The sequence below is a fragment of the Pseudoalteromonas shioyasakiensis genome, from assembly GCF_019134595.1.
In the GTDB taxonomy this organism is placed as follows: Bacteria; Pseudomonadota; Gammaproteobacteria; order Enterobacterales; family Alteromonadaceae; genus Pseudoalteromonas; species Pseudoalteromonas shioyasakiensis_A.
On record NZ_CP077770.1, the window covers coordinates 843515 to 869626 of the forward strand.

The 26112-nt window shown below is 47.5% G+C and carries 20 protein-coding genes, 1 tRNA gene and 5 pseudogenes; 16 read left to right on the forward strand and 10 right to left on the reverse strand.

The window, feature by feature from the left end; genetic code table 11:
- Positions 1 to 47 precede the first annotated feature (47 nt).
- Positions 48 to 638: a hypothetical protein gene (locus KQP93_RS03965; protein ID WP_217875972.1), complete on the forward strand. Its 591-nt coding sequence runs from the start codon at positions 48 to 50 to the stop codon at positions 636 to 638.
- A 2-nt stretch (positions 639 to 640) separates the two neighbouring features.
- Here KQP93_RS03965 and xseA read toward each other — a convergent pair whose 3' ends face one another.
- Positions 641 to 1975 (reverse strand): exodeoxyribonuclease VII large subunit, encoded by a 1335-nt coding sequence (gene xseA / locus KQP93_RS03970; RefSeq protein WP_217875973.1) that lies wholly within the window; start codon positions 1973 to 1975, stop codon positions 641 to 643.
- 134 nt (positions 1976 to 2109) lie between these two features.
- Here xseA and guaB point away from each other — a divergent pair, with 134 nt between their 5' ends.
- From guaB to rimI, 5 genes are all read left to right on the forward strand, one after another.
- Positions 2110 to 3579: an IMP dehydrogenase gene (gene guaB, locus KQP93_RS03975; protein WP_054551225.1), complete on the forward strand. Its 1470-nt coding sequence runs from the start codon at positions 2110 to 2112 to the stop codon at positions 3577 to 3579.
- Positions 3580 to 3679: 100 nt separating this feature from the next.
- Positions 3680 to 5257, forward strand: coding sequence for a glutamine-hydrolyzing GMP synthase (guaA, locus tag KQP93_RS03980; RefSeq protein ID WP_054551226.1), 1578 nt, complete (start codon positions 3680 to 3682; stop codon positions 5255 to 5257).
- Between the two features lie 146 nt (positions 5258 to 5403).
- Positions 5404 to 5480, forward strand: a tRNA-Trp gene (locus tag KQP93_RS03985).
- Positions 5481 to 5548: 68 nt separating this feature from the next.
- Positions 5549 to 5851, forward strand: a complete 303-nt coding sequence (locus KQP93_RS03990; RefSeq protein ID WP_054551229.1) for a hypothetical protein — start codon at positions 5549 to 5551, stop codon at positions 5849 to 5851.
- Positions 5838 to 6284, forward strand: a complete 447-nt coding sequence (rimI, locus tag KQP93_RS03995) for a ribosomal protein S18-alanine N-acetyltransferase (RefSeq protein ID WP_217875976.1) — start codon at positions 5838 to 5840, stop codon at positions 6282 to 6284. The genes KQP93_RS03990 and rimI overlap by 14 nt, the downstream gene beginning before the upstream one ends.
- Here rimI and KQP93_RS04000 read toward each other — a convergent pair.
- The 4 genes from KQP93_RS04000 to KQP93_RS04015 all read right to left on the reverse strand — a co-directional run bounded on the left by KQP93_RS04000 (position 6281) and on the right by KQP93_RS04015 (position 12555).
- On the reverse strand, positions 6281 to 8935 hold the full coding sequence (locus tag KQP93_RS04000) for a hybrid sensor histidine kinase/response regulator (RefSeq protein WP_217875978.1): 2655 nt from the start codon (positions 8933 to 8935) through the stop codon (positions 6281 to 6283). The two genes, rimI and KQP93_RS04000, sit on opposite strands and share 4 nt — an antisense overlap.
- Before the next feature lie 1130 nt (positions 8936 to 10065).
- Positions 10066 to 11307 carry a tyrosine-type recombinase/integrase gene (locus KQP93_RS04005; protein WP_024015921.1) on the reverse strand — a complete coding sequence of 414 codons (1242 nt, stop codon included), beginning with the start codon at positions 11305 to 11307 and terminating at the stop codon, positions 10066 to 10068.
- Between the two features lies 1 nt (position 11308).
- Positions 11309 to 11578: a hypothetical protein gene (locus KQP93_RS04010; RefSeq protein WP_001267005.1), complete on the reverse strand. Its 270-nt coding sequence runs from the start codon at positions 11576 to 11578 to the stop codon at positions 11309 to 11311.
- Positions 11579 to 11580: 2 nt separating this feature from the next.
- A complete protein-coding gene (locus KQP93_RS04015; RefSeq protein ID WP_000497805.1) occupies positions 11581 to 12555 on the reverse strand; it encodes a ParM/StbA family protein in 975 nt (324 codons plus the stop codon).
- Between the two features lie 482 nt (positions 12556 to 13037).
- Here KQP93_RS04015 and mobI point away from each other — a divergent pair, with 482 nt between their 5' ends.
- Positions 13038 to 13463 (forward strand): conjugative transfer protein MobI(A/C), encoded by a 426-nt coding sequence (mobI, locus tag KQP93_RS04020; RefSeq protein WP_002025988.1) that lies wholly within the window; start codon positions 13038 to 13040, stop codon positions 13461 to 13463.
- Between the two features lie 10 nt (positions 13464 to 13473).
- Here the strand turns inward: mobI and umuC are convergent, their stop codons facing one another.
- Complete coding sequence (gene umuC, locus KQP93_RS04025) at positions 13474 to 14646, reverse strand: translesion error-prone DNA polymerase V subunit UmuC (protein WP_001142611.1); 1173 nt, start codon at positions 14644 to 14646, stop codon at positions 13474 to 13476.
- Between the two features lie 298 nt (positions 14647 to 14944).
- Here umuC and KQP93_RS04030 point away from each other — a divergent pair.
- The 4 genes and pseudogenes from KQP93_RS04030 to KQP93_RS04050 form a co-directional block, all read left to right on the forward strand.
- Positions 14945 to 15121, forward strand: a pseudogene (locus tag KQP93_RS04030) (Tn3 family transposase); the annotation flags it as partial.
- Between the two features lie 70 nt (positions 15122 to 15191).
- The gene (locus tag KQP93_RS04035; RefSeq protein WP_001067855.1) at positions 15192 to 15896 is read left to right on the forward strand and encodes an IS6-like element IS26 family transposase; all 705 of its coding nucleotides are present in this window, start codon (positions 15192 to 15194) and stop codon (positions 15894 to 15896) included.
- 55 nt (positions 15897 to 15951) lie between these two features.
- A pseudogene (locus KQP93_RS04040) lies at positions 15952 to 16377 on the forward strand (Tn3 family transposase); the annotation flags it as partial.
- Positions 16378 to 16794: 417 nt separating this feature from the next.
- Positions 16795 to 18288, forward strand: coding sequence for an IS91-like element ISCR2 family transposase (locus KQP93_RS04050; RefSeq protein WP_001120888.1), 1494 nt, complete (start codon positions 16795 to 16797; stop codon positions 18286 to 18288).
- Positions 18289 to 18666: 378 nt separating this feature from the next.
- On the opposite strand, the gene tet(59) is transcribed toward KQP93_RS04050, so the two are convergent.
- A complete protein-coding gene (gene tet(59) / locus KQP93_RS04055) occupies positions 18667 to 19869 on the reverse strand; it encodes a tetracycline efflux MFS transporter Tet(59) (protein WP_010604481.1) in 1203 nt (400 codons plus the stop codon).
- An 80-nt stretch (positions 19870 to 19949) separates the two neighbouring features.
- On the opposite strand from tet(59), the gene tetR reads away from it, so the two are divergent.
- Positions 19950 to 20552: a tetracycline resistance transcriptional repressor TetR gene (gene tetR / locus KQP93_RS04060; protein ID WP_000113092.1), complete on the forward strand. Its 603-nt coding sequence runs from the start codon at positions 19950 to 19952 to the stop codon at positions 20550 to 20552.
- Positions 20553 to 20609: 57 nt separating this feature from the next.
- On the opposite strand, the gene KQP93_RS21460 is transcribed toward tetR, so the two are convergent.
- Positions 20610 to 20732 (reverse strand): hypothetical protein, encoded by a 123-nt coding sequence (locus tag KQP93_RS21460; protein WP_001998389.1) that lies wholly within the window; start codon positions 20730 to 20732, stop codon positions 20610 to 20612.
- Here KQP93_RS21460 and KQP93_RS04065 point away from each other — a divergent pair.
- From KQP93_RS04065 to KQP93_RS04075, 4 genes and pseudogenes are all read left to right on the forward strand, one after another.
- A complete protein-coding gene (locus tag KQP93_RS04065; RefSeq protein WP_001120888.1) occupies positions 20731 to 22224 on the forward strand; it encodes an IS91-like element ISCR2 family transposase in 1494 nt (497 codons plus the stop codon). The two genes, KQP93_RS21460 and KQP93_RS04065, sit on opposite strands and share 2 nt — an antisense overlap.
- A 345-nt stretch (positions 22225 to 22569) precedes the next feature.
- Entirely contained in the window at positions 22570 to 23082 is a 513-nt protein-coding gene (locus tag KQP93_RS04070) for a dihydrofolate reductase (RefSeq protein WP_086371372.1), read from the forward strand.
- Between the two features lie 82 nt (positions 23083 to 23164).
- Positions 23165 to 23452, forward strand: a pseudogene (locus KQP93_RS21610) (DNA topoisomerase III); the annotation flags it as partial.
- A gap of 61 nt (positions 23453 to 23513) precedes the next feature.
- Positions 23514 to 24542: pseudogene (locus KQP93_RS04075) on the forward strand (IS91-like element ISCR2 family transposase); the annotation flags it as partial.
- 235 nt (positions 24543 to 24777) lie between these two features.
- Here the strand turns inward: KQP93_RS04075 and glmM are convergent.
- Positions 24778 to 25020: pseudogene (glmM, locus tag KQP93_RS04080) on the reverse strand (phosphoglucosamine mutase); the annotation flags it as partial.
- 86 nt (positions 25021 to 25106) lie between these two features.
- Positions 25107 to 25922, reverse strand: coding sequence for a sulfonamide-resistant dihydropteroate synthase Sul2 (sul2, locus tag KQP93_RS04085; protein WP_001043260.1), 816 nt, complete (start codon positions 25920 to 25922; stop codon positions 25107 to 25109).
- Positions 25923 to 26112 lie beyond the last annotated feature (190 nt).

Sequence of the window (26112 nt, forward strand, 5' to 3'; positions counted from 1 at the left end):
CCTTCGGATTAGCTGTTACAGCGTCATTTATTTGTGGCGCTGTCGCTATGTCACTTTTTCAATCAAACCCGCTACAACAGCCACACACTTATCAGCAAGAATTTGTTGAAGAACAAATAGTTCAAGCACCAAAGCAGCAAGCCACTGCTAAAGCGCCTGTTATTAATAAACAAGTCGCTGAAGTTAATTCAGATAGTTTAGTAGCTGATAGCAAAAGCGAGCTTGAGCAACAAATAGCAGAGTTAAAGTTACAAGTCGAAAACCAACAAGCGGTGATTGCCAGTTATCGTTTAAGTGCGATGCCTCCGCAGCAAATCAACTCACATCTAGAGGAACTTTATACCTTGCTAGAAGAGCAATCTCGTGATGAGGCGTGGGCTTACCAAGTTGAAACAGCCATGAGCGATTTTTTAATTATGGCAGACTTACCAGCGCTGCCAGAATTGAGTATCTCTAGATGCAAAAGCTCTGTGTGTCAGTTTAAACTATTGCAACCAGAGGATGTTGATGATTTGCCAAGCCATTATTGGCGTAACATGACCGATAAAATGGTGGAACAAAGCTGGTGGAAGCAATTTAAATTTACCTCCACCACCTCAAGTGACGATAGTCTTACAATCATCGCAAGCACGCAGTAATTTTATACAACTTTTGATTGCAGTTGACCATCAGCAAGCTCGGTAGTTATAAGCTCACCAGAACTTACATCGTTAACCGATTTTACTACGCCACCTTGTTGGTTTTTAGTAATGCTGTAACCACGTGCTAACACACTGAGCGGACTCACAGAGTCTAAGCGGCTCGCTTGTAAAGAAAGCTGATTTCGAGAGCCTGAAAGCTGTTGTTGCATAGCCTGTGTAAGCCTTGCATGTAATTGCGCCAGCTGATGCTCGCTTTTGGCTAGCTGCTTTTCGGGTGAGCGTTGCATTAAGCGTGGTGTTAAGTTAGCAAGTACTCGCTCATACCGCTGGATTTTACTACTCATCGCGCCATGTAATGCCAAACTAAGCTCATCTAACTTTTGTGCTTGTTGGTTGAGTTGATTCCGCGGATGGCACAGCTGCAAGCGATGCTCAAATTGAGTGGCAGTACTGCGTTTTACAGCTAAAGCGTGTTTAAAGGCATGATTTAAGTGCCTAACTAACTGCGTAACTTTGTTATGTAGCTCTTCGGTATTTGGACTAACTAGCTCTGCGGCTGCAGAAGGTGTTGCGGCGCGAATATCGGCAACATAATCACTAATTGTGGTATCGACCTCGTGACCAACAGCGCTAACAATAGGTAAGCGACTTTCAAAAATAGCGCGAGCTAGTTGCTCATGGTTAAAACACCACAAATCTTCTAGTGAACCACCACCGCGACCTAATATAAGCACATCTACTTCGTTACGCTGATTGGCGATGTTTATTTTTTCTATTAATTGGCTGTGTGCATCTGCACCTTGCACCATAGCTGGGTAAATCACGACTTCAAGCTGCGGAGCACGGCGTTTAAGTACAGTAAGAATATCGCGTATAGCCGCACCAGTGGCTGAAGTGATCACCCCAACGCGATTAATATTGGTTGGTAATGGTTTTTTGTGGGCTGAGCTAAATAGGCCTTCGGCAGCTAAACGCATTTTTAGCGCATCAAATTCTTGTTTTAATAAGCCTTCACCCGCAGGGGCCATATGCTCAACAATCAGCTGATAATCACCACGGGGTTCATACAAAGATACGCGGGCACGCACGGTTACTTGTGCACCATTGCTCGGGCGAAAAGTTTGGCCGCGATTATTGCCGCGCCACATAGCCGCTTTAACCTGTGCTCGGTCGTCTTTTAAAGTGAAATACCAGTGTCCAGATGCAGGGGCTATAAAGTTAGAAATTTCACCATTTAAGATAAGCGATGAGAAGCCTTGTTCTAAAACATGGCGAATTTCCTTATTTAGGCGCGAGACCGTGTAAACAGGCTGTGTTGAGTGCGTAAAAGCCATTAAAAACCCCAGTAAAAAATTCTCTGTGTACTTTAACACAAATAAATGAATAATTTTATTTACTCGTGCCCGCAACGCTGATAAAATTTGGCCGCAATTCCTTATACTCAGATCCACATGTGAGAAGTTGCACTATGCTAAGAATCGCTAAAGAAGCTCTTACCTTTGACGACGTACTTTTAGTACCAGGTCATTCTACTGTTTTGCCACACACGGCAAATATTTCAACTCGCTTAACGCGTGGTATCAATCTTAACTTGCCGCTAGTTTCAGCATCTATGGATACTGTAACAGAAGCACGCTTAGCGATTGCTTTAGCGCAAGAGGGCGGTTTAGGTTTCATCCACAAAAACATGACAATTGAAGAGCAAGCTAAAAACGTTCGTAAAGTTAAAACTTACGAAGCGGGCATTGTTTCTTTCCCTGTTACTGTGACTGCGGATCTTACAATTGCTGATGCTATCGCGCTTTCAGAAGACAAAGGTTTTTCAGGTTTCCCTGTAACCGACGCTGACAATAACCTTGTTGGTATTGTGACAAGCCGTGATATGCGTTTTGAAACGAAACTTGAGCAACCTGTTTCTACAGTAATGACGAAAAAAGAATCGTTAGTGACTGTTAAAGAAGGTGCAGACCGTGATGAAATCTTAGGTCTAATGCACGAGCACCGTATCGAAAAAATTCTCGTAGTTGATGATGCATTTAAATTGAAAGGCATGATCACTGTAAAAGATTATCAAAAAGCACAAGACAAGCCGCATGCATGTAAAGACGAGCAAGGTCGTCTACGTGTAGGTGCAGCTGTTGGTGTTGGCGCGGGTACTGATGAGCGTATCGCAGCACTTGTTGAAGCAGGTGTTGACGTATTACTTATCGATACATCACATGGCCACTCACAAGGTGTTATCGACCGTGTTGCACAAACACGTCAAGCATACCCAGATCTACAAATCGTAGCAGGTAACGTTGCAACAGCTGAAGGCGCGATTGCCCTTGCTGACGCGGGTGTTGATGCTGTTAAAGTTGGTATCGGCCCTGGTTCTATCTGTACTACTCGTATCGTAACAGGTTGTGGTGTTCCACAAATCACTGCTATTTCTGACGCAGTTGAAGGCTTAAAAGGCCGTGATATTCCTGTTATTGCTGACGGTGGTATCCGTTTCTCTGGTGACATCGTAAAAGCACTTGTTGCCGGTGCATCATGTGTAATGGTGGGTTCAATGTTAGCCGGTACTGAAGAAGCACCGGGTGAAGTTGAGCTATATCAAGGTCGTTACTACAAATCATACCGCGGTATGGGTAGCCTTGGTGCGATGGACCAAAAAGAAGGTTCATCAGACCGTTACTTCCAAAAATCGAACGAAGCAGACAAGCTTGTTCCTGAAGGTATCGAAGGCCGTGTTGCTTATAAAGGTCCTATCGCGACAATCATTCACCAGCAAGTGGGTGGTCTACGCAGTGCAATGGGCTTAACAGGCTGTGCAACAATTGAAGAGTTAAATACTAAACCTCAATTTGTTCGCGTAACTTCTGCTGGTATGGGTGAGTCACACGTTCACGATGTGCAAATCACTAAAGAAGCGCCAAACTACCGCTTAGGTTAATTACCTTAAGGTATTGAAATTACATGGGCTAGCATCTGCTAGCCCTAATTTATTGATCATCTCCCTTTGGGAGAGCAGTTCCTGACTAACGAGATACTCCATGAGCAAAGACATTCACGATTCACGAATTCTCATTTTAGATTTTGGTTCGCAATACACACAGTTAATCGCACGTCGTATACGTGAGATTGGTGTTTACTGTGAGCTATGGGCATGGGATGTAACTGAAGAGCAAATCCGCGAATTTAATCCGCAAGGTATTATTTTGTCGGGAGGCCCTGAGTCTACAACACTTGAAAACAGCCCACGTGCTCCTGAGTATGTATTTAACGCAGGCGTTCCAGTACTTGGTATTTGTTACGGCATGCAAACAATGGCAACGCAACTAGGTGGTAGTGTACACAGCTCTGATAAGAAAGAGTTTGGTTATGCGCAAGTTGAAAAAGTAGGTAACTGTGCGTTATTCGATGCTATCGAAGACCACATTACTGACGGCGGTGCAGGCGTACTTGACGTTTGGATGAGCCATGGCGATAAAGTGATGGAAGTACCAGAGACTTTCAAAACAACAGCTAAAACTTCAACATGTCCACATGCGGCAATGTCTTGGGAAGAAAAACGTTTTTACGGTGTACAATTCCACCCAGAAGTAACTCATACTCACCAAGGTTTACGCTTACTTGAGCGCTTTGCGATTGATATCTGTGGCTGTGAAAAGCTATGGACACCAGCTAAAATCATCGACGATGCTATTGAGCGTATTAAGGAAACTGTAGGTGATGACGAAGTTATCCTAGGTTTATCAGGTGGTGTTGATTCATCTGTAGTTGCCATGCTTATTCACCGTGCAATCGGCGACAAGCTAACGTGTGTATTCGTTGATAACGGTCTTCTTCGTTTAAACGAAGGTCAGCAAGTTATGGACATGTTCGGCAACAAGTTTGGCCTAAACATTGTTAAAGTAGATGCTGAAGATCAATTCTTAGCAGACTTAGCAGGTAAGTCAGACCCAGAAGATAAGCGTAAAGCGATTGGTCATACCTTCATTAAAGTATTTGACGAGCAAGCTAAAAAGCTGAAAAGCGCTAAATGGTTAGGTCAAGGTACTATCTACCCAGACGTAATCGAATCTGCTGCATCAGCAACAGGTAAAGCACACGTAATCAAGTCTCACCATAACGTAGGTGGTTTACCAGACGACATGGAAATGGGTCTTGTTGAGCCGTTACGTGAGCTATTCAAAGATGAAGTACGTAAAATTGGTCTTGAGCTTGGTCTACCATACGACATGCTTTACCGTCACCCATTCCCGGGTCCTGGTTTAGGTGTTCGTGTACTTGGTGAAATCAAGAAAGAGTACTGTGACTTACTACGTCGCGCAGATGCTATCTTCATCGAAGAGCTACACAAAGCTGAGCTTTACCACAAAGTAAGTCAAGCCTTCACTGTATTCTTACCAGTTAAATCGGTAGGTGTAATGGGTGATGCGCGTAAATACGACTGGGTTGTATCGCTACGTTGTGTAGAAACAATCGACTTTATGACGGCACGTTGGTCACACTTACCTTATGAGTTCTTAGGTGTGGTTTCTAACCGTATCATCAACGAAATCGATGGTATCTCACGTGTTGTTTACGATATTTCAGGTAAGCCACCGGCAACAATCGAGTGGGAATAATTTTATTATTTTGACCTGAATTGGTACAAAAACGGCGAATTAGCTTGCTAATTCGCCGTTTTGTTTATTTAAGAAGCAGTTAAACTAAAAACTGTGTTTTTTTACTTTACCTTTGAAAAAAGCTCTATATAATTCGTCGTCATTGCAGGGGCGTAGTTCCAATTGGTAGAACAGCGGTCTCCAAAACCGACGGTTGGGAGTTCGAATCTCTCCGCCCCTGCCATTTCTTCCTTCTTTACTTTAATCGCAAATCTCCCTATATTACTTGCTCTTAATCATGATTGAGTTGTTATGAATCCAAGTTACGCTGCGATATTCTCTGTACAATCTTTAGAGCTGAATCAACACTATCGAACTGCGCCTGATACTTCTGGCGAACAGATACCAAACACTCAACAAGAAACACTTACGCTACCGTTACAGTTTCACCAAGACCTCGAAAAAGCATTTGCGCCGTTAGTTATTACCCAAATCGTTAAAGCAACGAGTATTAGCTGGCAAGAGGGCTGCTTAGGCTTACCAAGCGATAAGCTTAATGGCGAACAGAAAAAACAACTTTGGTCTTTAATCGGTGAACAACTTGATAAGCTTTAAACCTGTAGATACAACCTATATTAGCCAGTTAATGGCTATCGAAAACGCCTGTCATAGTCACCCGTGGACAGAGAAAACCATGCTGTCGTGTTTAGCTGGGCGTTATTTTAACTTAGCTGCTTTTCAAGGTGATGAGATGCTAGGTTTTTATATCGGTGAACAAGCGGGCCCAGATTACACTTTAATGGATATTTGTGTTGCGCCAAAGTACCAAGGGCAGGGCATTGCTAAGCAGTTGTTAAATGCATTTATTGAGCACGGCGAGCAGCACCAAGCCGAAAACCTATTCTTAGAAGTACGTGAGTCGAATGCTCCTGCTATTGGCCTGTATGAAAGCGCTGGCTTTTCACATATGTCGGTGCGCAAGAACTACTATCCAACCGCGACAGGCAACGAAGACGCTATTTTAATGGGAATGAGCTTTAGCCTTTAAGATGCTTCTTCAAGGGCATCGATAAGTGCATCGTAGCATTGCTCCACCTGCTCAGTTTGATTACTGCGTAGCGCATTTTCAAGCTGGCCGGCGGTCTTATGAATGGCCTCAAAACTAAAACACCCCGCACTGCCTTTTAAGCTGTGTGCTAATGAGCGGAGCGCTTCCCATTCTTTAGCGCGATACAACTGCACGACTTGGCTTAAATAATCAGGTAATTTTGAGCGATAGTTGTCGTTAATTTGTTGGAACTTTTCACTTTTCAGTAAGTTTTCCCACTTGTTTTGACTGTCTTTTTCAATGTGTAAGTAGCTTACAAGCACTTGCTCTAGAGCATCTTTGTCGATTGGTTTGGCGAGTGCTTCATCACAGCCCGCTTCAATATAGGTATCAACATCGGTTTTCATTACATTGGCCGTAAGCGCAATGATAGGGCCATCATAGGCTGCGTGACGTAGCATTTGCGTTGCTTCTAAGCCACCCATGACAGGCATCTGCATATCCATGATGATCAACTGATAATCATTAACTAATGCCATTTCTACTGCTTCAGCACCATTTTTCGCGATGTCAGGCTCAAGACCCCAAGTTTGTAATAGTAGTTTGATCAGCAACTGGTTATCTGGATTATCTTCGGCCACTAGTATGTTGGCATCAAAACTGTTTGCCGCGAATGAAAGCTGAACGTCTTTACTTGGCGATAATTGCTCATAGCTATGAATAAAGGATTCGTACTTAAGCTGTTCGGCATTTAAGTGAGCAGCAACTTGTACGGTAAAACAACTGCCGTTTCCAGGTTCACTAATAAGCTGTACATCACCACCTAGCAGTTGGGCTAAGTTCTTCGATATACACAAGCCAAGACCCGTACCACCAAAGCGGCGAGTTGTCGTCGCATCTGCTTGTTCAAACGGTTTAAATACCCGCTCAACTTCGCGCTCTGACATACCAATACCAGTATCTTGAATCGCAAATTGTAAATGCTGTTTTTCGCTGTTGTAGCTAATATCAATCGAGATACTGCCTTTCTCAGTGAACTTAACCGCATTGCTGGCAATATTGATTAAGATTTGTTTTAAGCGTGTGGTATCGCTATTAATGGTTTTGGGTATTGGTAGCTTGTAGTTGATATTAAACGCCAGTTGCTTCTCATTAGCCAGCGGGCGAATAATCGAATCAATATCATGAATAAGCTGCACCACATTGCATGGGCCGCGTTCAACAGCCAGTTTTTCAGCCTCAATTTTTGATAAATCAAGAATGTTATTGATGAGCTCAAGCAAGTGCTTAGAGTTACGTAAAATAGTACTTAAATGCTGCTCATCATTCACCGCATCTTTGTTGTGTAGGAGCTGCTCTGTAAAGCCCATTATTGCGGTTAGTGGAGTACGAATTTCATGACTCATATTCGCTAAAAAACGGCTTTTCAGTTGGTTTGCTTGCTCAGCTTGGGCAATTGCCACTTCTAGCTTGCTATTCATTGCTTCGAGTGCTTTGGTACGACTTTCTACTTTTTCTTCTAGGTGATGCTTATATTCTTCAAGCTCATCTTGGTAATGACGAATTTGGTTCACCATGTGGTTAAAGTCGTTGAAAAGCACGCCTACTTCATCGTTTGTATGGGCAGGCAAGTACACAGATAAATCACCATCACCCACCCGATGGCTTGCAGCACCTAATAATTCGACTGGGGTGAGGAGTAAGTTTCGCACCACAATGTAGATCAAAATAGGTAGTGAAATAACTGAAATAATTACAATTAACGCAGTAATTAAGCTGATGGCTTTACCTGATTGATACAACAAATCTTTGGGAGTGGTTGAGATAAAATAATCACCGTCAGTCATTTGTACCGCGTAGATAATGCGCTCTTCTTTATCGATACTCGACAGCTCAATACTGGCTAGTTTGCCGTAGTCGGCCAAACTCTTAATTTGTTCAAGCTCGTATTCACTTAGGTAACTGCCGCGTAGGTCATAGTCTGAGCTAAATAAAATTTGCCCTTTAGTAGTCAAAAACAAATTTAGAGTGTTATTAAATGGCGCTTCTAAAATACTGGCGTTTAGTATCGATGGTTCAACATGGACAACAATAAACCCTAGTTGCTGCGGCTGTTTTAAGTAGTAATCGATATTATAAATTGGGTGCACAAAGTACAGGCTAGTCGAGCCATCTTCTTTGGAGATCATAAATTGCTGTTGGCGCAAATTTGATTGTAGTACTTGATCAAAAAACGGGTAACTTTTCGGCGCAGGGGTTAATTGACTTGAATAAAATGCATCGCTTTTACCATCAGGGGCAACATAGTTAATGCTTACTATATCAGGGTAAGCTTCTGAATAGCTTGCAAATACATTCATTAATTCGCCAAGGCGTTCAATGTATTGATTTTTTGATTCAGGTTCGCGGGCTAAAAAGTCTGCCAATACAGGGGAGGTCGAAAGCAACCGGGTAATCGAATGAAATGAGTCAATGTAATTGAAGATTTTTTGCTGCTGTTGCTCAACAAAGCGACTGACAATCAGCTCAGCTTGTTTTTTTGTTGAATTGGTCACATTGGTTAACGTAAAGCCACCTAAAAACAACAAAGGTAAGATCACTAATGGTGTGATATACCATAATAATCGAATACTGAGCTTACTGGTTTTCATGACCTAAATTGATATCCCTCCGTGCAATTTATCAATAGTATGCGTTACAACTTGATTACACAAGCTTAGCAAAAAAGTGAACAACAAAAATCCTCAACGAAAGGCGAATAATTACTTACAATCGCTGCTTTTTTGGCTAAGACAAACAAGGTATAATACTTGGCAATTCTATTTTATTTTTACAGTGCGCACCGAGCTTTATAATTTATAAGGCAGTTAAGTGCGCTTTGTTATGACTAAAAGCAGCTTACATGTCTAATTTAACTACCGAAATTAATAAACGACGCACCTTTGCGATCATCTCCCACCCTGATGCCGCCCAGCCTTTCAACGCTTAAAACCACCTTTCATTGCACACCACAATCACATCTCTACGTACTGAATTTAAAGGCTTTTTGTCTTTTTCTCGTTTCTTTGCTTTTCAATGATGTTCAAGCGTAACCTCGGAAAGTGTGTACAAACTTGAGTACAAATTCCGTTTTAGAGGCCTTTGGTGAAAATTCCATGACACAAATCTGGCTGTAGGCCTTGTGTTTACTGGGTTTGATGAAGAAAGTACTTCCTGCTTTTGGTACTTTGGTTTCGACATTACAAAAGCGGAATAAATGCGATCATCTCTAGTTTTTTGTTTATAAGTTTATGAATTTAAAGGGTTCGTCATTGTGGTTTTTGATGTGTCATTGTTGCGAGTGTACAAACAGTGTGTACAAATTTTTCTCGTTAGGCGTGTTGATTGCTATTCATGACACAAACCGCCTTGTAGCCCTTGTTATTCATAGGTTTGAGCTGAAAAGTACCTAATAGCAACATTCGTGTTTCGATAAGGCTGATCTTCTGAACAAATCATGCATCTTTCTGACCATCAACAAGTGATGAATCAGGCGATGATAGCTTTACATTGATTTTCAGGAGAATGCAGATGACAGCAGTAGCGCACCAGGTAACCCCTTTTCTAACATCTTACGAAGTGATGGCTCGTTACCACATTAGCTATACGACGCTCTGGCGAAGAATAAAAGATGGCAGCTTGCCGCAACCTCGTATCAACCGAAATACACGAAACAAGCTGTGGCACATTGAAGATTTGGAGGAGTATGAGAAGAAAGAGGACTGAGCCTCTTTCTTTTATTTTATTGTCCGAAACGCCAGTTGAACGGAAAGCCTGTCGGCTCGATGATGGTCTCTAGCTGTTGATACCAAACGTCGTAAGCATGACGCATTTCATCCAGGTACTGATATTGGTTGTAGATAGCATCCAACCCTTTTTTGCTGTGGCCAATCATCAACTCGGCAACTTCTTGCGTCGTGATGGCCGACATTCGCGTTCGCATAGTTCTGCGAAGATCATGCATAGACCAATGTTCCATCTCGACACTAAGCGACCTGCGAGCCCAAATTTTCACATTGTTAGGAATAGTGGTATCAAAGCCATTTGTGGCAAGCTCTTCTTGTCCGTTCGCGGGAAACAAGTAGGTTGATTTGCTCATCTGCATCGCCAGTTCAATCAGCTCAATAGCTGGCTTAATCAATGGCCGCATGATCGGCGCTCCAATTTTCTCACCTTGTTTGCGGATCTCTATGGGCACTGTCCACATTGCAGATTGCAAGTCAAAGTGATGCTTTTCAGCTTGAATGAGTTCGCCCTTGCGCCCTCCCAATAAGAGAAGCAGTTTTATGTAGATGCGATTCTTCTCAGTGATTTTTGACTCATGCAAATAGCGCCAAAGTATCCTGATCTCGTTGTCATTTAGCACCCGAGTTCGTTTGCCTTTCTTACCGCCAACCTTTTTTGCTGTGATCCCAGCGGCAGCGTTAATTTCCAAAATTTGTTCATCAATCAGCCAGTCATAAAACTTGTGCAGCACAGACACCAGACGTTCTGTGTTTGAAGGGGACGACTCCGAAACCTCACGAAGACAGTTTCGCAAGGACAATTCATTGATGTCAGTTAATGGGTACTTGCCAAGTCGGGGCAGCAAATATATTTCACTGCTGCGTTTTTGGTAGTGCCACGTTTTCTCCTTTAGCCCTTGCTTACCGGCAGAGTCTATCCAGTCTCGAAAAATCGATTCGAAGCTTTGATTGGCAGAATACTTGGCCCGTTCCTGCTGTAGGTAGAGCTTGGGGTTTCTGCCCTGGTCGAGTACCGCCCTTAACCTATCCAGCTCATTCCTAGCTTCAGCAAGCTTCATAAGTGGGTAAGTACCAATGTCTACCCGCTGTTGCTTGCCATCGAAACGATAACGAAACTGAAAAACAATTTTGCCCTTGGGCGATACCCGAGCACTTAGCCCATCTCGGTCGGCTTTTACTACGGTTTCTTTTGCTTCTTTATTTAACCTGGCATCGAGCCAGCTAACTGATAACGCCATGTTATAAGCCCAGCCCTAGTTTGGATTTTAATGATTGTTTACGTGATTCTGCTTTGGGTTCTGGCGCTGTACTCATGGAAGTAACGTCACCATCTGGTGCATGGCCATCCACCGGTGCAGATGTCGTGGATAGATTGGGTTGGCTCATGTGAATTAACCCAAAGGTGGCCAGCATCCGCAGACGCTCAGCGCGTTCCCGTGGTGGCGTCTTTTCCAATTCTTTGAGCAGTTCAGGGTGGCTCCCTGGGGGAATGTTGACGACAACTCTCATAATCAGGCCCCATAAAACCAGAAGCCTCGGACGTTCGCCAAAACAGACTGTTCCGGCACGATTATCTTGCTTCGTGAAAAAATCTCCTTGGCCGCTTCCTTATAAGCCATGGCTCCACCTCCGGCGATCAATACCAAGTCCGCATTGATGCTTTCGTCACGCATGGATTGGCGCATGGCTGTAAGAGCAACAGGCGCTACCTTTTTCATGGCAGCATTCAGATAAGGTGAAATATCGACTTTTTCTCCAAATAGCAGGACCTGTAAGTCGCCAGTTCTCATGGCTTTTTCAAGTCGATCCATTCCGACTTTGGCACCGTGATCTTCTGAAATCAGCTTATCAATGGTTTCCAGTAGCACGGACATTGCCTGAAGACTGGTTCCTGATGAGCTGTAGCGAATTTCTCCGGCCTCAAGGGCAACCCAGTCAACAGAAAAAAAGCCGGGATCGATGACGACGACGCGACCTTCTTCAATCAAGCCCAAATCACCACCTGTTTGAACTAGATCCATATAGGCACCGGCAGGCTGCGGCAGCACTTTGACGTCATGAACGGTGATGCTGCGTTTAGGCGTCACTTGATGGACACCTTTTAGGCGCTTCACAAGGTCAGATTTACGTTGTGGTTCATGAAACTGGGAAACCGGTAATCCAGTGACAACCAAATCGATGGATTCTGTTTCAGCCATTAACAAGGCGGCATGAAAAAGTGCCTTATAGGTTTTTGTGGTGGGATATTCCGGGTGAAGCTCTCGTTCCCAGCCTTGAAGGCGTCCAGCAGGAACACCAGCGGCCCAGCGCTCATTATCGACTGACACATACAAACAAGTTTCATCATCGCCTCCACCGATACGCTCTGGCATACGATCCGCAGGACCGGCACCCGCAGGCAGAATAATGGTTTTCGGTTCACTGCCTGATTGGCCAATTGCCAGCTTCAGGTTTGAGTAACCGATATCTACGCCTAGTACAAACATACTTATCTCCTGTGCACTCAAAGTGCTCTAACGGTTTTCAATCAACCGCACTGGCCACGCTTGGGCATTTCCAAGTGCTCTGGCGGTTCACTCAAATGTCATTATCAGGATTCGGTGCACTGGCGGTGGGCAGAAAGGTGACAAATCCTTTCATCTATCTGCCTGTTGCATTTTCGCAAAAGTATGAGAATAGGCTCTGTTTGGCGGCGGATGACCTAGTCAAAAAAATCGAGACGCCAAACGTCGTTTGCATTCTGGCCTGAACTCGCCAAACGGTTTGTATCTTCATGACGATACGTCGTTTTAGGCGTTTTTAAGTGAAATCGGGCTGTATCCCTTGTCAGGTATGGGATTGCGCGAGTTGATTTATATCGAGACGCCAAACAGTGATTGTTACGGCAGTTTTACGTTTGGCGTTTCGATCCAAAAGCCAAACGGATAGTGGTTTTGGCTTTTGGGGTTAATTGGATGGGGAAATTGGTTTGGTAGAAATCGTCAATGAACAATGGAAAGCAGAGGTATCAGATTTACTTCAGCAAGAAACAGACAGGCTAAAAGCGCTGGCACGAGCTGAAGTTGATGACTTTTGGGTTACCCATTACAAGGTTCGAGAGAATGAGCCCTTTAAAGACTGGGGTCTGCTTGGTGTCCGTATCAGAGACTTTAAGTATGGCTTTGGCATAGAGTGGTACATCAACAGTTTTCACGGTCAACGAGGCAAGCGCGTAGTCTTTAGCAAGGGGCTGCGTATATCAAAGACGAAGCTGAGATACGCATTTTTGGACTGCCAAGGTCTAGCCAAAGAATGGGAGTTAGCGCTGGCCATGGAGAAAGAAGAATTCTTCAGTGATATTCGACGCCAGGTTGATAAGCTCAACATGCTGCGTCGCAGAGTGAATGCATATTGAGTCAACTGCGCTACTTCACTCGTGGTAACTGGTCCCAGCGTGTTGTATAAGCGGGAGACAAATGCTCTCGCTTCATCGACCAATCTTTCTTCGTACCTTGTCCAGCAAAGAAAACCTTTCCGGCACCGCTTTGGTTAATGGTGTCCAATACAGACATTAACTGCTGGCTATTAGCGCGGGTCGATACGTCATCGAATAGTCCTGGTTGAAACATGCCAGGATCGTAAAAGTCAGACAGCATGACGCCCGCTTTGGCATAACGAAAACCATCCTTCCAAATTCGCTTGAGTAAGTGATTGGCCAGCTCGATAAAATCCCGCGTATCGCAACTGGGGATCAGTAACTCACCGGATGCGGAATTGCTGTACTGCGGCTCGTTGTCCTTAAAGGGGCTGGTTCGTATAAACACGGTCATCACTTTGGCTTGCTGCTGTTCTTTGCGTAGCTTCTCAGTGGCGCGGGTTGCGTATTCGCATACGGCCTCACGTAACAATTCAAATTGCGTTACTTTTGCGCCAAATGAACGGCTACAGACGATTTGCTTCTTAGTTGGCGGGATCTCTTCAAGTTCAATGCACGACTCACCATTGAGCTCTCTGACGGTTCTTTCTAAAACCACCGAAAACTGGTCTCTGATGGCTCTAGGAGAGGCATTGGCGAGATCTAAGGCTGTGGTGATACCCAACGCATTTAAACGCTTAGAAAGCCGTCTACCAACGCCCCAAACATCATCAACCGGAACTAATGCGAGCAATCGACGTTGCCGTTCTGGATTGGTCAGGTCTACAACGCCCTGAGTGGCTGGATACTTTTTAGCGGCATGGTTTGCCAGTTTGGCGAGTGTTTTAGTCGGTGCAATGCCTACACAGACGGTGATCCCAATCCAGTGGCCTATGCGCTCTCGCACTTGTTGTCCGAACTCGACAAGAGATATGGCAGACTCAATACCGGTTAAGTCCAAAAACGCTTCGTCAATGGAGTAAACCTCTACTCGTGGTGCCATCTCCTCCAAAGTGCGCATCACTCGACTGCTTAAATCCGCATACAGCTCATACAGTTGGCTAAGAATTCCCGCTAAAAATAGACGAGTAAGTGAGCAACCATTCTGCCGCATGGGTTGCTGGCGTCTAACACCAGAAAAATCACCCAGCCCAACCCGCTGTCTATTTTTTAAGGTGGGCATTCATCTACATGTCTAATTTTTTACCAATTTGATCGCTAAGATGTACTAATTTGATTACCGAGGGAGACTGACGGACTAATTACTTAGGGGCTTAATCGTACAATCTCCACTCGACACCACACAACTCACTTCTGGACATTTCTGAGTTGCATTTTAGCTAATTTAGAAAAACATGAATTAGATAAAGTATGGAAATTTCAAATCAATATGAGGCGGACATGAAGAAATTGAAAAAAGTAGCTTAACTGGGTTGGTCAATTTTGGTTGACCACGTCATGTTCCGGTGAGTACGCAAGTCATTGGCGCTAACGAATATGAAGGTCACTTTGCTTTTGACTTACTCTATAACAACTCTTCAGATATACAGCCTAATACCTTATCGACCGATACGCATGGTACCAATAATGTTAACTTCGCTATATTAGATTTCTTTGGTTACACATTCGCCCCTCGATACGCGAAAATGAAAAAGGTGTTTTTTGGGCACTGTTGCAAATAGTCGGTGGTGATAAACTTATCATCCCCTTTTGCTGATGGAGCTGCACATGAACCCATTCAAAGGCCGGCATTTTCAGCGTGACATCATTCTGTGGGCCGTACGCTGGTACTGCAAATACGGCATCAGTTACCGTGAGCTGCAGGAGATGCTGGCTGAACGCGGAGTGAATGTCGATCACTCCACGATTTACCGCTGGGTTCAGCGTTATGCGCCTGAAATGGAAAAACGGCTGCGCTGGTACTGGCGTAACCCTTCCGATCTTTGCCCGTGGCACATGGATGAAACCTACGTGAAGGTCAATGGCCGCTGGGCGTATCTGTACCGGGCCGTCGACAGCCGGGGCCGCACTGTCGATTTTTATCTCTCCTCCCGTCGTAACAGCAAAGCTGCATACCGGTTTCTGGGTAAAATCCTCAACAACGTGAAGAAGTGGCAGATCCCGCGATTCATCAACACGGATAAAGCGCCCGCCTATGGTCGCGCGCTTGCTCTGCTCAAACGCGAAGGCCGGTGCCCGTCTGACGTTGAACACCGACAGATTAAGTACCGGAACAACGTGATTGAATGCGATCATGGCAAACTGAAACGGATAATCGGCGCCACGCTGGGATTTAAATCCATGAAGACGGCTTACGCCACCATCAAAGGTATTGAGGTGATGCGTGCACTACGCAAAGGCCAGGCCTCAGCATTTTATTATGGTGATCCCCTGGGCGAAATGCGCCTGGTAAGCAGAGTTTTTGAAATGTAAGGCCTTTGAATAAGACAAAAGGCTGCCTCATCGCTAACTTTGCAACAGTGCCATATTACAGGCTCTGACGGAGTATAATCGACTGGTTAAAGCGCAATATTTACTTGACTACATCGACGATGCCAGTTTGCGGCAGTATGTGCAACGTGCCCTGAACCGGGGAGAAGCATGGCACTTCCTTAGACGAGCCATTGCGTCGGTGAATGGTGATCAGTTCCGTGGCAAAAACGAGTCTGAAATCGCTATCTGGAATGAATGCGCAAGATTGCTTGCCAACGCGATCATCTACTTCAACTCCGCGATACTGAGTCATCTTCTGGGACACTTTGAAGCGAGAGGAGATGAAGAGAAAGCGGGTATCACTCGTGCTGTTTCGCCCGTTGCGTGGCAAAATATCAACTTAAGCGGAACGTATAACTTCACTAATACTGGGAAATTGCCCAATATTGGCGAAATAACAAGGCCGATAGTGGATGATTAGGCTCCAAGCTGAAAGTAAACCACCTCCGCAGCCATTTATTGGTGTGGTCTACAGAGGATTATGTCTTTTTAGAGGGGAAAATCCCTAGAACCCCACCTTGAGACAGAACGCGCCTTGGTCAGAATCCCAGTCGCTGGGCGGGTTTGCGCCTACGCTCTTGACCCCCACGAGGTCTGGAAAGGGTACGACAACGCCAAAGAATACGCGGCCTTCGTGACCAAGACGCTGGTCAACAAGGACGGCGATATTAAGCGCCGGATCATGTCGATGTTTAGCCCAGAGGAACGCCCAGACGACAGGGAGTGACGGGCACTGGCTGGCAATGTCTAGCAACGGCAGGCATTTCGGCTGAGGGTAAAAGAACTTTCCGCTAAGCGATAGACTGTATGTAAACACAGTATTGCAAGGACGCGGAACATGCCTCATGTGGCGGCCAGGACGGCCAGCCGGGATCGGGATACTGGTCGTTACCAGAGCCACCGACCCGAGCAAACCCTTCTCTATCAGATCGTTGACGAGTATTACCCGGCATTCGCTGCGCTTATGGCAGAGCAGGGAAAGGAATTGCCGGGCTATGTGCAACGGGAATTTGAAGAATTTCTCCAATGCGGGCGGCTGGAGCATGGCTTTCTACGGGTTCGCTGCGAGTCTTGCCACGCCGAGCACCTGGTCGCTTTCAGCTGTAAGCGTCGCGGTTTCTGCCCGAGCTGTGGGGCGCGGCGGATGGCCGAAAGTGCCGCCTTGCTGGTTGATGAAGTACTGCCTGAACAACCCATGCGTCAGTGGGTGTTGAGCTTCCCGTTTCAGCTGCGTTTCCTGTTTGCCAGCCGGCCCGAGATCATGGGGTGGGTGCTGGGCATCGTTTACCGCGTCATTGCCACGCACCTGGTCAAGAAAGCGGGCCATACCCACCAAGTGGCCAAGACGGGCGCGGTCACCCTGATCCAGCGTTTTGGATCGGCGCTCAATCTGAATGTTCACTTCCACATGCTGTTTCTCGACGGTGTGTATGTCGAGCAATCCCACGGCTCAGCGCGTTTCCGCTGGGTCAAGGCGCCGACCAGCCCAGAGCTCACCCAGCTGACGCACACCATCGCCCACCGGGTGGGTCGCTATCTGGAACGGCAAGGCCTGCTGGAACGGGATGTCGAAAACAGCTATCTGGCCTCGGATGCGGTGGATGACGACCCGATGACACCCCTGCTGGGGCACTCGATCACTTACCGTATCGCTGTCGGTTCACAGGCGGGGCGAAAGGTGTTCACTTTGCAAACTCTGCCGACCAGTGGTGATCCGTTCGGTGACGGGATTGGCAAGGTAGCCGGGTCCAGCCTGCACGCCGGCGTGGCGGCCAGGGCCGATGAACGCAAGAAGCTCGAACGGCTGTGCCGGTACATCAGCCGCCCGGCGGTATCCGAGAAGCGGCTGTCGTTAACACGAGGCGGCAACGTGCGCTACCAGCTCAAGACGCCGTACCGGGACGGCACCACGCACGTCATTTTCGAACCATTGGATTTCATTGCAAGGCTGGCCGCCCTGGTACCGAAGCCCAGAGTCAACCTAACCCGCTTCCACGGGGTGTTCGCACCCAACAGTCGGCACCGGGCGTTGGTCACGCCGGCAAAACGGGGCAGGGGCAACAAGGTCAGGGTGGCTGATGAACCGGCAACACCAGCACAACGGCGAGCGTCGATGACATGGGCGCAACGGCTCAAGCGTGTTTTCAATATCGACATCGAGACCTGCAGCGGCTGCGGCGGCGCCATGAAAGTCATCGCCTGCATTGAAGACCCTATAGTGATCAAGCAGATCCTTGATCACCTGAAGCACAAAGCCGAAACCAGCGGGACCAGGGCGTTACCCGAAAGCCGGGCGCCACCGGCTGAGCTGCTCCTGGGTCTGTTTGACTGACGAGCCTGAAGGCCAACGATACCAATCAAAATGCTGCGTTCACAGCGCCGCGGCAGGGATCCGCCGTGCTGGTTGTCGGAAAAGGAGCCGCTAGTGGGAAAGAGGAGGGTAAATTTTCAGCGTTGCTGGCTCCCCGTCAGCCGGATTGGGTTGCATCGCAGGGGTGTCGAAAGAGTCAACTGCGGTCCAAAGCTGTTGGACTTGGGTGAAAAGGGCGTTTATTCTTCCTATACGTTCATTAGGTCATCTAGCCTTTCTTCCGCAGGTTTTGTTCTTGGTTTTTTAGGGGGTAATGTCATAGGGTTTGTCTCTTAATATCTTGTGCTAAAAGCAAATCTGATAGGGGTATCATAGCACTTAATATTGATATGCTAAAACTTAGCTCGCTGGTAGCTTCGCTATTTTAACTATCTTTTTGGTGCTTCTATAAAAAGATAAAATAAATACAATCAATAAAACATACATTATCGCACCAATCATCCATATCCAGCCATCCCAACTTGCCAGTGTTTGACCAAAAATAAAGCTAAATAATAATGGGCCGATCACCCCCGTCGTATTGGTTAAGCTGACTAGAACGCCTTGTAGCTTACCTTGGTTAGTTTGATTGACTTGAGCTGACATTAACCCCTGTAAGGCTGGTAGCGCAATACTGCCGCCGGCGAGTAAGATTAATGTAGGGTAAATCATCCAACCCTTTGTCAATAATGACAAAATAATGAATGCTGCTCCATCAACAACAAAGCCCACAATAATCGTCACTTTTTCATTGAATTTCTTGGCGATTGCGCCCGCTACAAATGCTTGGAACAAGGCATGCATGATGCCTAACCCCGCTAAAGATAGGCCGATCTCCATACTGCCCCATTGAAAACGATGTTCCGTAAATAACACCCATGTCGTTGCTGGAATTTGCCCTATCATTTGAGTCATAAAAAAGATAAATAACAATAGTATGACTGGCTTGATCACTTGCAGGAAAGGTCGCGAATTTTCTGCTGTTTCTGTGGTGTTTTTTTCAGTATTTTTGATTTTATTATCTTTAAATATCAACATAATAACTAAAAAAGAGAGCGCATTTAAAATGGCAGCAATAATAAAAGGAAGATGAGCTGAGAATTGCCCTGTAAAGCCGCCAATTGCAGGGCCAGAGATTAACCCGACACCAAAAGCCGCCCCTAAGCGTCCAAACCACTTAGTACGCTCTTGTGAAGCAGTATTGTCAGCAATAACAGAAGCGGCGACCGCACCTGTTGCGCCAGTAACTCCAGAAATTAATCGCCCAACGTATAGCATCCAAAGTGAGCTAGATAATGCAAGCAAAGTGTAATCCACAGCAGCGCCTGCAAGAGATAGTAGTAATATTGGTCGGCGCCCGAATTTATCAGACCATTTGCCAAGTAGAGGAGCAAAAAAAAACTGCATGATGGCATACAGTGCCAGCAGGATACCGTAATGATTTGCTAAATTTTCAGCCGACACGTATTCACGTAACAATGTAGGCAATACAGGCATGATCAAGCCGATCCCCATAGCATCTAGGGCGGTGATCGTTAAAGCGGTGATCGCAAATTTATTCATCGTTTTTTCTCTATCATTGATAGAGTTGGAATATATCCCTATCAGTGATAGAGTGTCAATAGAAAAAAAGAGAGGGCAGTATGGCGCGATTAGATAAAGAAACCATCATCACAGTGGCATTAGAGTTGCTAAATGAAGTGGGAATGGAAGGGCTGACAACGCGAAAACTAGCTCAAAAACTGGGCGTAGAGCAGCCTACACTATATTGGCATGTGAAGAACAAGCGCACATTGTTGGATGCATTATCTGTTGAAATGCTAAAGCGTAATCATCGTCATTCATTACCCGCAGTTGGGGAAACGTGGCAACAATTTTTACGTAATAATGCATTGAGCTTTCGTGATGCATTATTAAGTTACCGTGATGGCGCAAAAGTGCATTTAGGGACTCGCCCGAGTTCAGACCAATATGACACCGTAGAAATGCAGTTGCAGTTTATGGTGGACAATGGTTTTTCATTAAAATGTGGGTTATATGCAATAAGCGCGGTTGGTCATTTTACGTTAGGTTCTGTGTTAGAGCAGCAAGAACATATCGCAGCACTTAATGATAGGCAACAAATAGCAGATGATACGATGCCTCGACTATTAAAAGATGCTTTGCAAATTATGGATCAAGATGATGGCACAGAGGCTTTTTTATTTGGTTTAGAAGCATTGATTAATGGTTTCGAAAAGCAGTGATAAGGTGTCTGTGTTTTTAGGCTCGCACAATAGGGGGGATTTGTGCGAGTGGTGGATTTATTTAGAACATTGTTTTTCAATTTGGCGTTTTTGTTCTACCAATTTTTTAGCTGTTGCCATCGCGAGTTGTTCATCGGCTTGCATTTTTGCTAAACACAGTATTGCAAGGACGCGGAACATGCCTCATGTGGCGGCCAGGACGGCCAGCCGGGATCGGGATACTGGTCGTTACCAGAGCCACCGACCCGAGCAAACCCTTCTCTATCAGATCGTTGACGAGTATTACCCGGCATTCGCTGCGCTTATGGCAGAGCAGGGAAAGGAATTGCCGGGCTATGTGCAACGGGAATTTGAAGAATTTCTCCAATGCGGGCGGCTGGAGCATGGCTTTCTACGGGTTCGCTGCGAGTCTTGCCACGCCGAGCACCTGGTCGCTTTCAGCTGTAAGCGTCGCGGTTTCTGCCCGAGCTGTGGGGCGCGGCGGATGGCCGAAAGTGCCGCCTTGCTGGTTGATGAAGTACTGCCTGAACAACCCATGCGTCAGTGGGTGTTGAGCTTCCCGTTTCAGCTGCGTTTCCTGTTTGCCAGCCGGCCCGAGATCATGGGGTGGGTGCTGGGCATCGTTTACCGCGTCATTGCCACGCACCTGGTCAAGAAAGCGGGCCATACCCACCAAGTGGCCAAGACGGGCGCGGTCACCCTGATCCAGCGTTTTGGATCGGCGCTCAATCTGAATGTTCACTTCCACATGCTGTTTCTCGACGGTGTGTATGTCGAGCAATCCCACGGCTCAGCGCGTTTCCGCTGGGTCAAGGCGCCGACCAGCCCAGAGCTCACCCAGCTGACGCACACCATCGCCCACCGGGTGGGTCGCTATCTGGAACGGCAAGGCCTGCTGGAACGGGATGTCGAAAACAGCTATCTGGCCTCGGATGCGGTGGATGACGACCCGATGACACCCCTGCTGGGGCACTCGATCACTTACCGTATCGCTGTCGGTTCACAGGCGGGGCGAAAGGTGTTCACTTTGCAAACTCTGCCGACCAGTGGTGATCCGTTCGGTGACGGGATTGGCAAGGTAGCCGGGTCCAGCCTGCACGCCGGCGTGGCGGCCAGGGCCGATGAACGCAAGAAGCTCGAACGGCTGTGCCGGTACATCAGCCGCCCGGCGGTATCCGAGAAGCGGCTGTCGTTAACACGAGGCGGCAACGTGCGCTACCAGCTCAAGACGCCGTACCGGGACGGCACCACGCACGTCATTTTCGAACCATTGGATTTCATTGCAAGGCTGGCCGCCCTGGTACCGAAGCCCAGAGTCAACCTAACCCGCTTCCACGGGGTGTTCGCACCCAACAGTCGGCACCGGGCGTTGGTCACGCCGGCAAAACGGGGCAGGGGCAACAAGGTCAGGGTGGCTGATGAACCGGCAACACCAGCACAACGGCGAGCGTCGATGACATGGGCGCAACGGCTCAAGCGTGTTTTCAATATCGACATCGAGACCTGCAGCGGCTGCGGCGGCGCCATGAAAGTCATCGCCTGCATTGAAGACCCTATAGTGATCAAGCAGATCCTTGATCACCTGAAGCACAAAGCCGAAACCAGCGGGACCAGGGCGTTACCCGAAAGCCGGGCGCCACCGGCTGAGCTGCTCCTGGGTCTGTTTGACTGACGAGCCTGAAGGCCAACGATACCAATCAAAATGCTGCGTTCACAGCGCCGCGGCAGGGATCCGCCGTGCTGGTTGTCGGAAAAGGAGCCGCTAGTGGGAAAGAGGAGGGTAAATTTTCAGCGTTGCTGGCTCCCCGTCAGCCGGATTGGGTTGCATCGCAGGGGTGTCGAAAGAGTCAACTGCGGTCCAAAGCTGTTGGACTTGGGTGAAAAGGGCGTTTATTCTTCCTATACGTATGATTCAAACTGCAGATGAGTTACATTTGAAAGAAAAGGTGAAAAAACCAATTGAGAAATTATTGCATGTGCTTAATGCCTCAAATAAAAAATTAATTATTCAATACCGATCATTATGAAACTATCATTAATTGTTGCCATGGATAAAAATTTTGGCATTGGTAAAGACAACGATTTGTTATGGAAATTGCCGGCTGATATGAAATTCTTTAAAGAAACTTCAACAGGTCATGTAGTAATAACCGGACGTAAAAATTATGAATCTATTCCTGAGAAATTTAGACCCTTGCCAAATCGTGAAAATGCCGTTTTAACTCACCAAATCGGCTATCAAGCACCAGGAGCTCATGTCTTTTTTTCACTTACTGAATGTTTAGAGTTCTATAAAAATGAAACCGAAAGAACTGTTTTCATCATTGGTGGGGGACAAATTTATGCAGAAGTTATGCAGCGAAACATCCTTCAAGAAATGTATATCACACAAGTAGATGGAGTGTTTGACGCAGATACTTTTTTTCCTAAATTTTCTGAATCTGAGTGGAATAGTGAAACTGTACTGAAACAGGGTATTGATGAAAAACACGCTTTTGCTTTTGAAATAAAAAAATATACACGTAAATAACTCTAAAACTTACTGTTTTTGTTGAAATGTTTTGTATGTAACGGTTTCAAAACTTCAACGACCTTACTAACTTTGCCTCCTTATGATTTTATGTATAGCTGAAAAACCTTCTGTGGCAAAAGATATTGCCGAAGTAATTGGTGCAAAACAACGCAACAACGGCTTTTATGAAGGAAATGGCTATTGGGTAACCTGGACTTTTGGCCATCTGTGTACATTGAATGAACCCCATGATTACAAAGAAAATTGGAAATACTGGAAATTGGAAGATCTGCCAATTGTACCTAAAAAATTTGGCATTAAACTAATTGATAACGATGGAGTAAAAAGGCAATTTGCTGTTATTGAAAAATTGGTAGCATCTTGTTCTGAAGTCATCAATTGCGGGGATGCCGGGCAGGAAGGGGAGTTGATACAAAGATGGGTATTGGCACCTGGTCAAGAAAGCGGGCCATACCCACCAAGTGGCCAAGACGGGCGCGGTCACCCTGATCCAGCGTTTTGGATCGGCGCTCAATCTGAATGTTCACTTCCACATGCTGTTTCTCGACGGTGTGTATGTCGAGCAATCCCACGGCTCAGCGCGTTTCCGCTGGGTCAAGGCGCCGACCAGCCCAGAGCTCACCCAGCTGACGCACACCATCGCCCACCGGGTGGGTCGCTATCTGGAACGGCAAGGCCTGCTGGAACGGGATGTCGAAAACAGCTATCTGGCCTCGGATGCGGTGGATGACGACCCGATGACACCCCTGCTGGGGCACTCGATCACTTACCGTATCGCTGTCGGTTCACAGGCGGGGCGAAAGGTGTTCACTTTGCAAACTCTGCCGACCAGTGGTGATCCGTTCGGTGACGGGATTGGCAAGGTAGCCGGGTCCAGCCTGCACGCCGGCGTGGCGGCCAGGGCCGATGAACGCAAGAAGCTCGAACGGCTGTGCCGGTACATCAGCCGCCCGGCGGTATCCGAGAAGCGGCTGTCGTTAACACGAGGCGGCAACGTGCGCTACCAGCTCAAGACGCCGTACCGGGACGGCACCACGCACGTCATTTTCGAACCATTGGATTTCATTGCAAGGCTGGCCGCCCTGGTACCGAAGCCCAGAGTCAACCTAACCCGCTTCCACGGGGTGTTCGCACCCAACAGTCGGCACCGGGCGTTGGTCACGCCGGCAAAACGGGGCAGGGGCAACAAGGTCAGGGTGGCTGATGAACCGGCAACACCAGCACAACGGCGAGCGTCGATGACATGGGCGCAACGGCTCAAGCGTGTTTTCAATATCGACATCGAGACCTGCAGCGGCTGCGGCGGCGCCATGAAAGTCATCGCCTGCATTGAAGACCCTATAGTGATCAAGCAGATCCTTGATCACCTGAAGCACAAAGCCGAAACCAGCGGGACCAGGGCGTTACCCGAAAGCCGGGCGCCACCGGCTGAGCTGCTCCTGGGTCTGTTTGACTGACGAGCCTGAAGGCCAACGATACCAATCAAAATGCTGCGTTCACAGCGCCGCGGCAGGGATCCGCCGTGCTGGTTGTCGGAAAAGGAGCCGCTAGTGGGAAAGAGGAGGGTAAATTTTCAGCGTTGCTGGCTCCCCGTCAGCCGGATTGGGTTGCATCGCAGGGGTGTCGAAAGAGTCAACTGCGGTCCAAAGCTGTTGGACTTGGGTGAAAAGGGCGTTTATTCTTCCTATACGTTGTCGGCAGCGGGCCAAAAAGGAATACGTCCATGCCCATCGAGGTGAAACCGGCTGTGAGCGCGGGTTCAAGCATATAGCCCGACAGGCGCGTATCCTTGCCGATCACGACACGATGGCGGTGGTCACCGCGACGAAAGACACGGCCAGCCGCCATGCCGACGCGCAAGGCGGTTTCCGCCGTCATCGCGCCTTCGTTGGCTTTGCCACGAATACCGTCTGTGCCGAAATATTTGCGCACCATAAGGTCGATTATCCTGTCGTCGGGTCGCCCTCAAAGGGGACATGCCTGCTGAACCGCGAATATAGAGAAATATCCCGAATGTGCAGTTAACGAATTCTTGCGGTTTCTTTCAGCGCCGCCAATACCGCCAGCCCGTCGCGCAAGGGGCGCGGCTCGTGTGTGCGGATGAAGTCAGCTCCACCTGCGGCGGCGGCAAGCTCTGCAGCGAGTGTCGCGGCCCCGACATCCCCCGGACCACGGCCTGTGAGCGCGCGCAGAAAGGATTTGCGCGAAACAGACAGAAGCACCGGCAAATCGAAGCGCAGCCGCAATTCATCGAACCGCGCCAGCACCGAGAGCGAGGTTTCGGGAGCAGCCCCCAGAAAAAACCCCATGCCGGGATCAAGGACAAGGCGGTTGCGTTTGATACCGGCACCCGTCAGCGCCGCGATGCGCGCGTCAAAGAACGCCGCAATGTGATCCATGATGTCGCCAGCGGGTGCCTCGCGCCGATCTGCCTGCCCGTCTTGCACCGAATGCATAACGACGAGTTTGGCAGATGATTTCGCCAATTGCGGATAGAACGCAGCGTCTGGAAAACCGCGAATATCATTGAGATAGGCCACACCACGCGACAAGGCATAGGCTTGCGTCGCGGGTTGATAACTGTCGAGCGAGACGGGAATGCCATCTGCCTTGAGCGCGTCCAGCACCGGCGCGATACGCGCGATTTCTGTGTCGGACGAAACAGGCGCGGCGTCGGGATTGCTGGATGCCGGACCGAGGTCGATCACATCTGCCCCCTCGGCCATCAGCTTACGCGCCTGCGCAATGGCTGCGTCTGGCGCCAGATACCGGCCTCCATCGGAGAAACTGTCCGAGGTTATGTTGACGATGCCGAAAATGATGAGCGATTTATTCATGGGGGCTTCTATAATAATAATAATCGAGCATGAGTCTCATACGGATGCTCGGGTCGAAAGGGAATCCCCAGGCGAGTAACCTGTTTGCGGTGATCCATTAGCTGCAGGAGCAGAATAGCATACATCTGGAAGCAAAGCCAGGAAAGCGGCCTATGGAGCTGTGCGGCAGCGCTCAGTAGGCAATTTTTCA

What these genes read in the sequence shown, in the direction of transcription:
- KQP93_RS03965 (WP_217875972.1), top strand. Translation starts at nt 48, where the DNA reads ATGTCACTTTTTCAATCAAACCCGCTACAACAGCCACACACTTATCAG.
- xseA (WP_217875973.1), bottom strand. Translation starts at nt 1,975, where the DNA reads ATGGCTTTTACGCACTCAACACAGCCTGTTTACACGGTCTCGCGCCTA.
- guaB (WP_054551225.1), top strand. Translation starts at nt 2,110, where the DNA reads ATGCTAAGAATCGCTAAAGAAGCTCTTACCTTTGACGACGTACTTTTA.
- guaA (WP_054551226.1), top strand. Translation starts at nt 3,680, where the DNA reads ATGAGCAAAGACATTCACGATTCACGAATTCTCATTTTAGATTTTGGT.
- KQP93_RS03990 (WP_054551229.1), top strand. Translation starts at nt 5,549, where the DNA reads ATGAATCCAAGTTACGCTGCGATATTCTCTGTACAATCTTTAGAGCTG.
- KQP93_RS04000 (WP_217875978.1), bottom strand. Translation starts at nt 8,935, where the DNA reads ATGAAAACCAGTAAGCTCAGTATTCGATTATTATGGTATATCACACCA.
- KQP93_RS04005 (WP_024015921.1), bottom strand. Translation starts at nt 11,307, where the DNA reads ATGGCGTTATCAGTTAGCTGGCTCGATGCCAGGTTAAATAAAGAAGCA.
- KQP93_RS04010 (WP_001267005.1), bottom strand. Translation starts at nt 11,578, where the DNA reads ATGAGAGTTGTCGTCAACATTCCCCCAGGGAGCCACCCTGAACTGCTC.
- KQP93_RS04015 (WP_000497805.1), bottom strand. Translation starts at nt 12,555, where the DNA reads ATGTTTGTACTAGGCGTAGATATCGGTTACTCAAACCTGAAGCTGGCA.
- umuC (WP_001142611.1), bottom strand. Translation starts at nt 14,646, where the DNA reads ATGCCCACCTTAAAAAATAGACAGCGGGTTGGGCTGGGTGATTTTTCT.
- KQP93_RS04035 (WP_001067855.1), top strand. Translation starts at nt 15,192, where the DNA reads ATGAACCCATTCAAAGGCCGGCATTTTCAGCGTGACATCATTCTGTGG.
- KQP93_RS04050 (WP_001120888.1), top strand. Translation starts at nt 16,795, where the DNA reads ATGCCTCATGTGGCGGCCAGGACGGCCAGCCGGGATCGGGATACTGGT.
- tetR (WP_000113092.1), top strand. Translation starts at nt 19,950, where the DNA reads ATGGCGCGATTAGATAAAGAAACCATCATCACAGTGGCATTAGAGTTG.
- KQP93_RS04065 (WP_001120888.1), top strand. Translation starts at nt 20,731, where the DNA reads ATGCCTCATGTGGCGGCCAGGACGGCCAGCCGGGATCGGGATACTGGT.
- KQP93_RS21460 (WP_001998389.1), bottom strand. Translation starts at nt 20,732, where the DNA reads ATGTTCCGCGTCCTTGCAATACTGTGTTTAGCAAAAATGCAAGCCGAT.
- sul2 (WP_001043260.1), bottom strand. Translation starts at nt 25,922, where the DNA reads ATGAATAAATCGCTCATCATTTTCGGCATCGTCAACATAACCTCGGAC.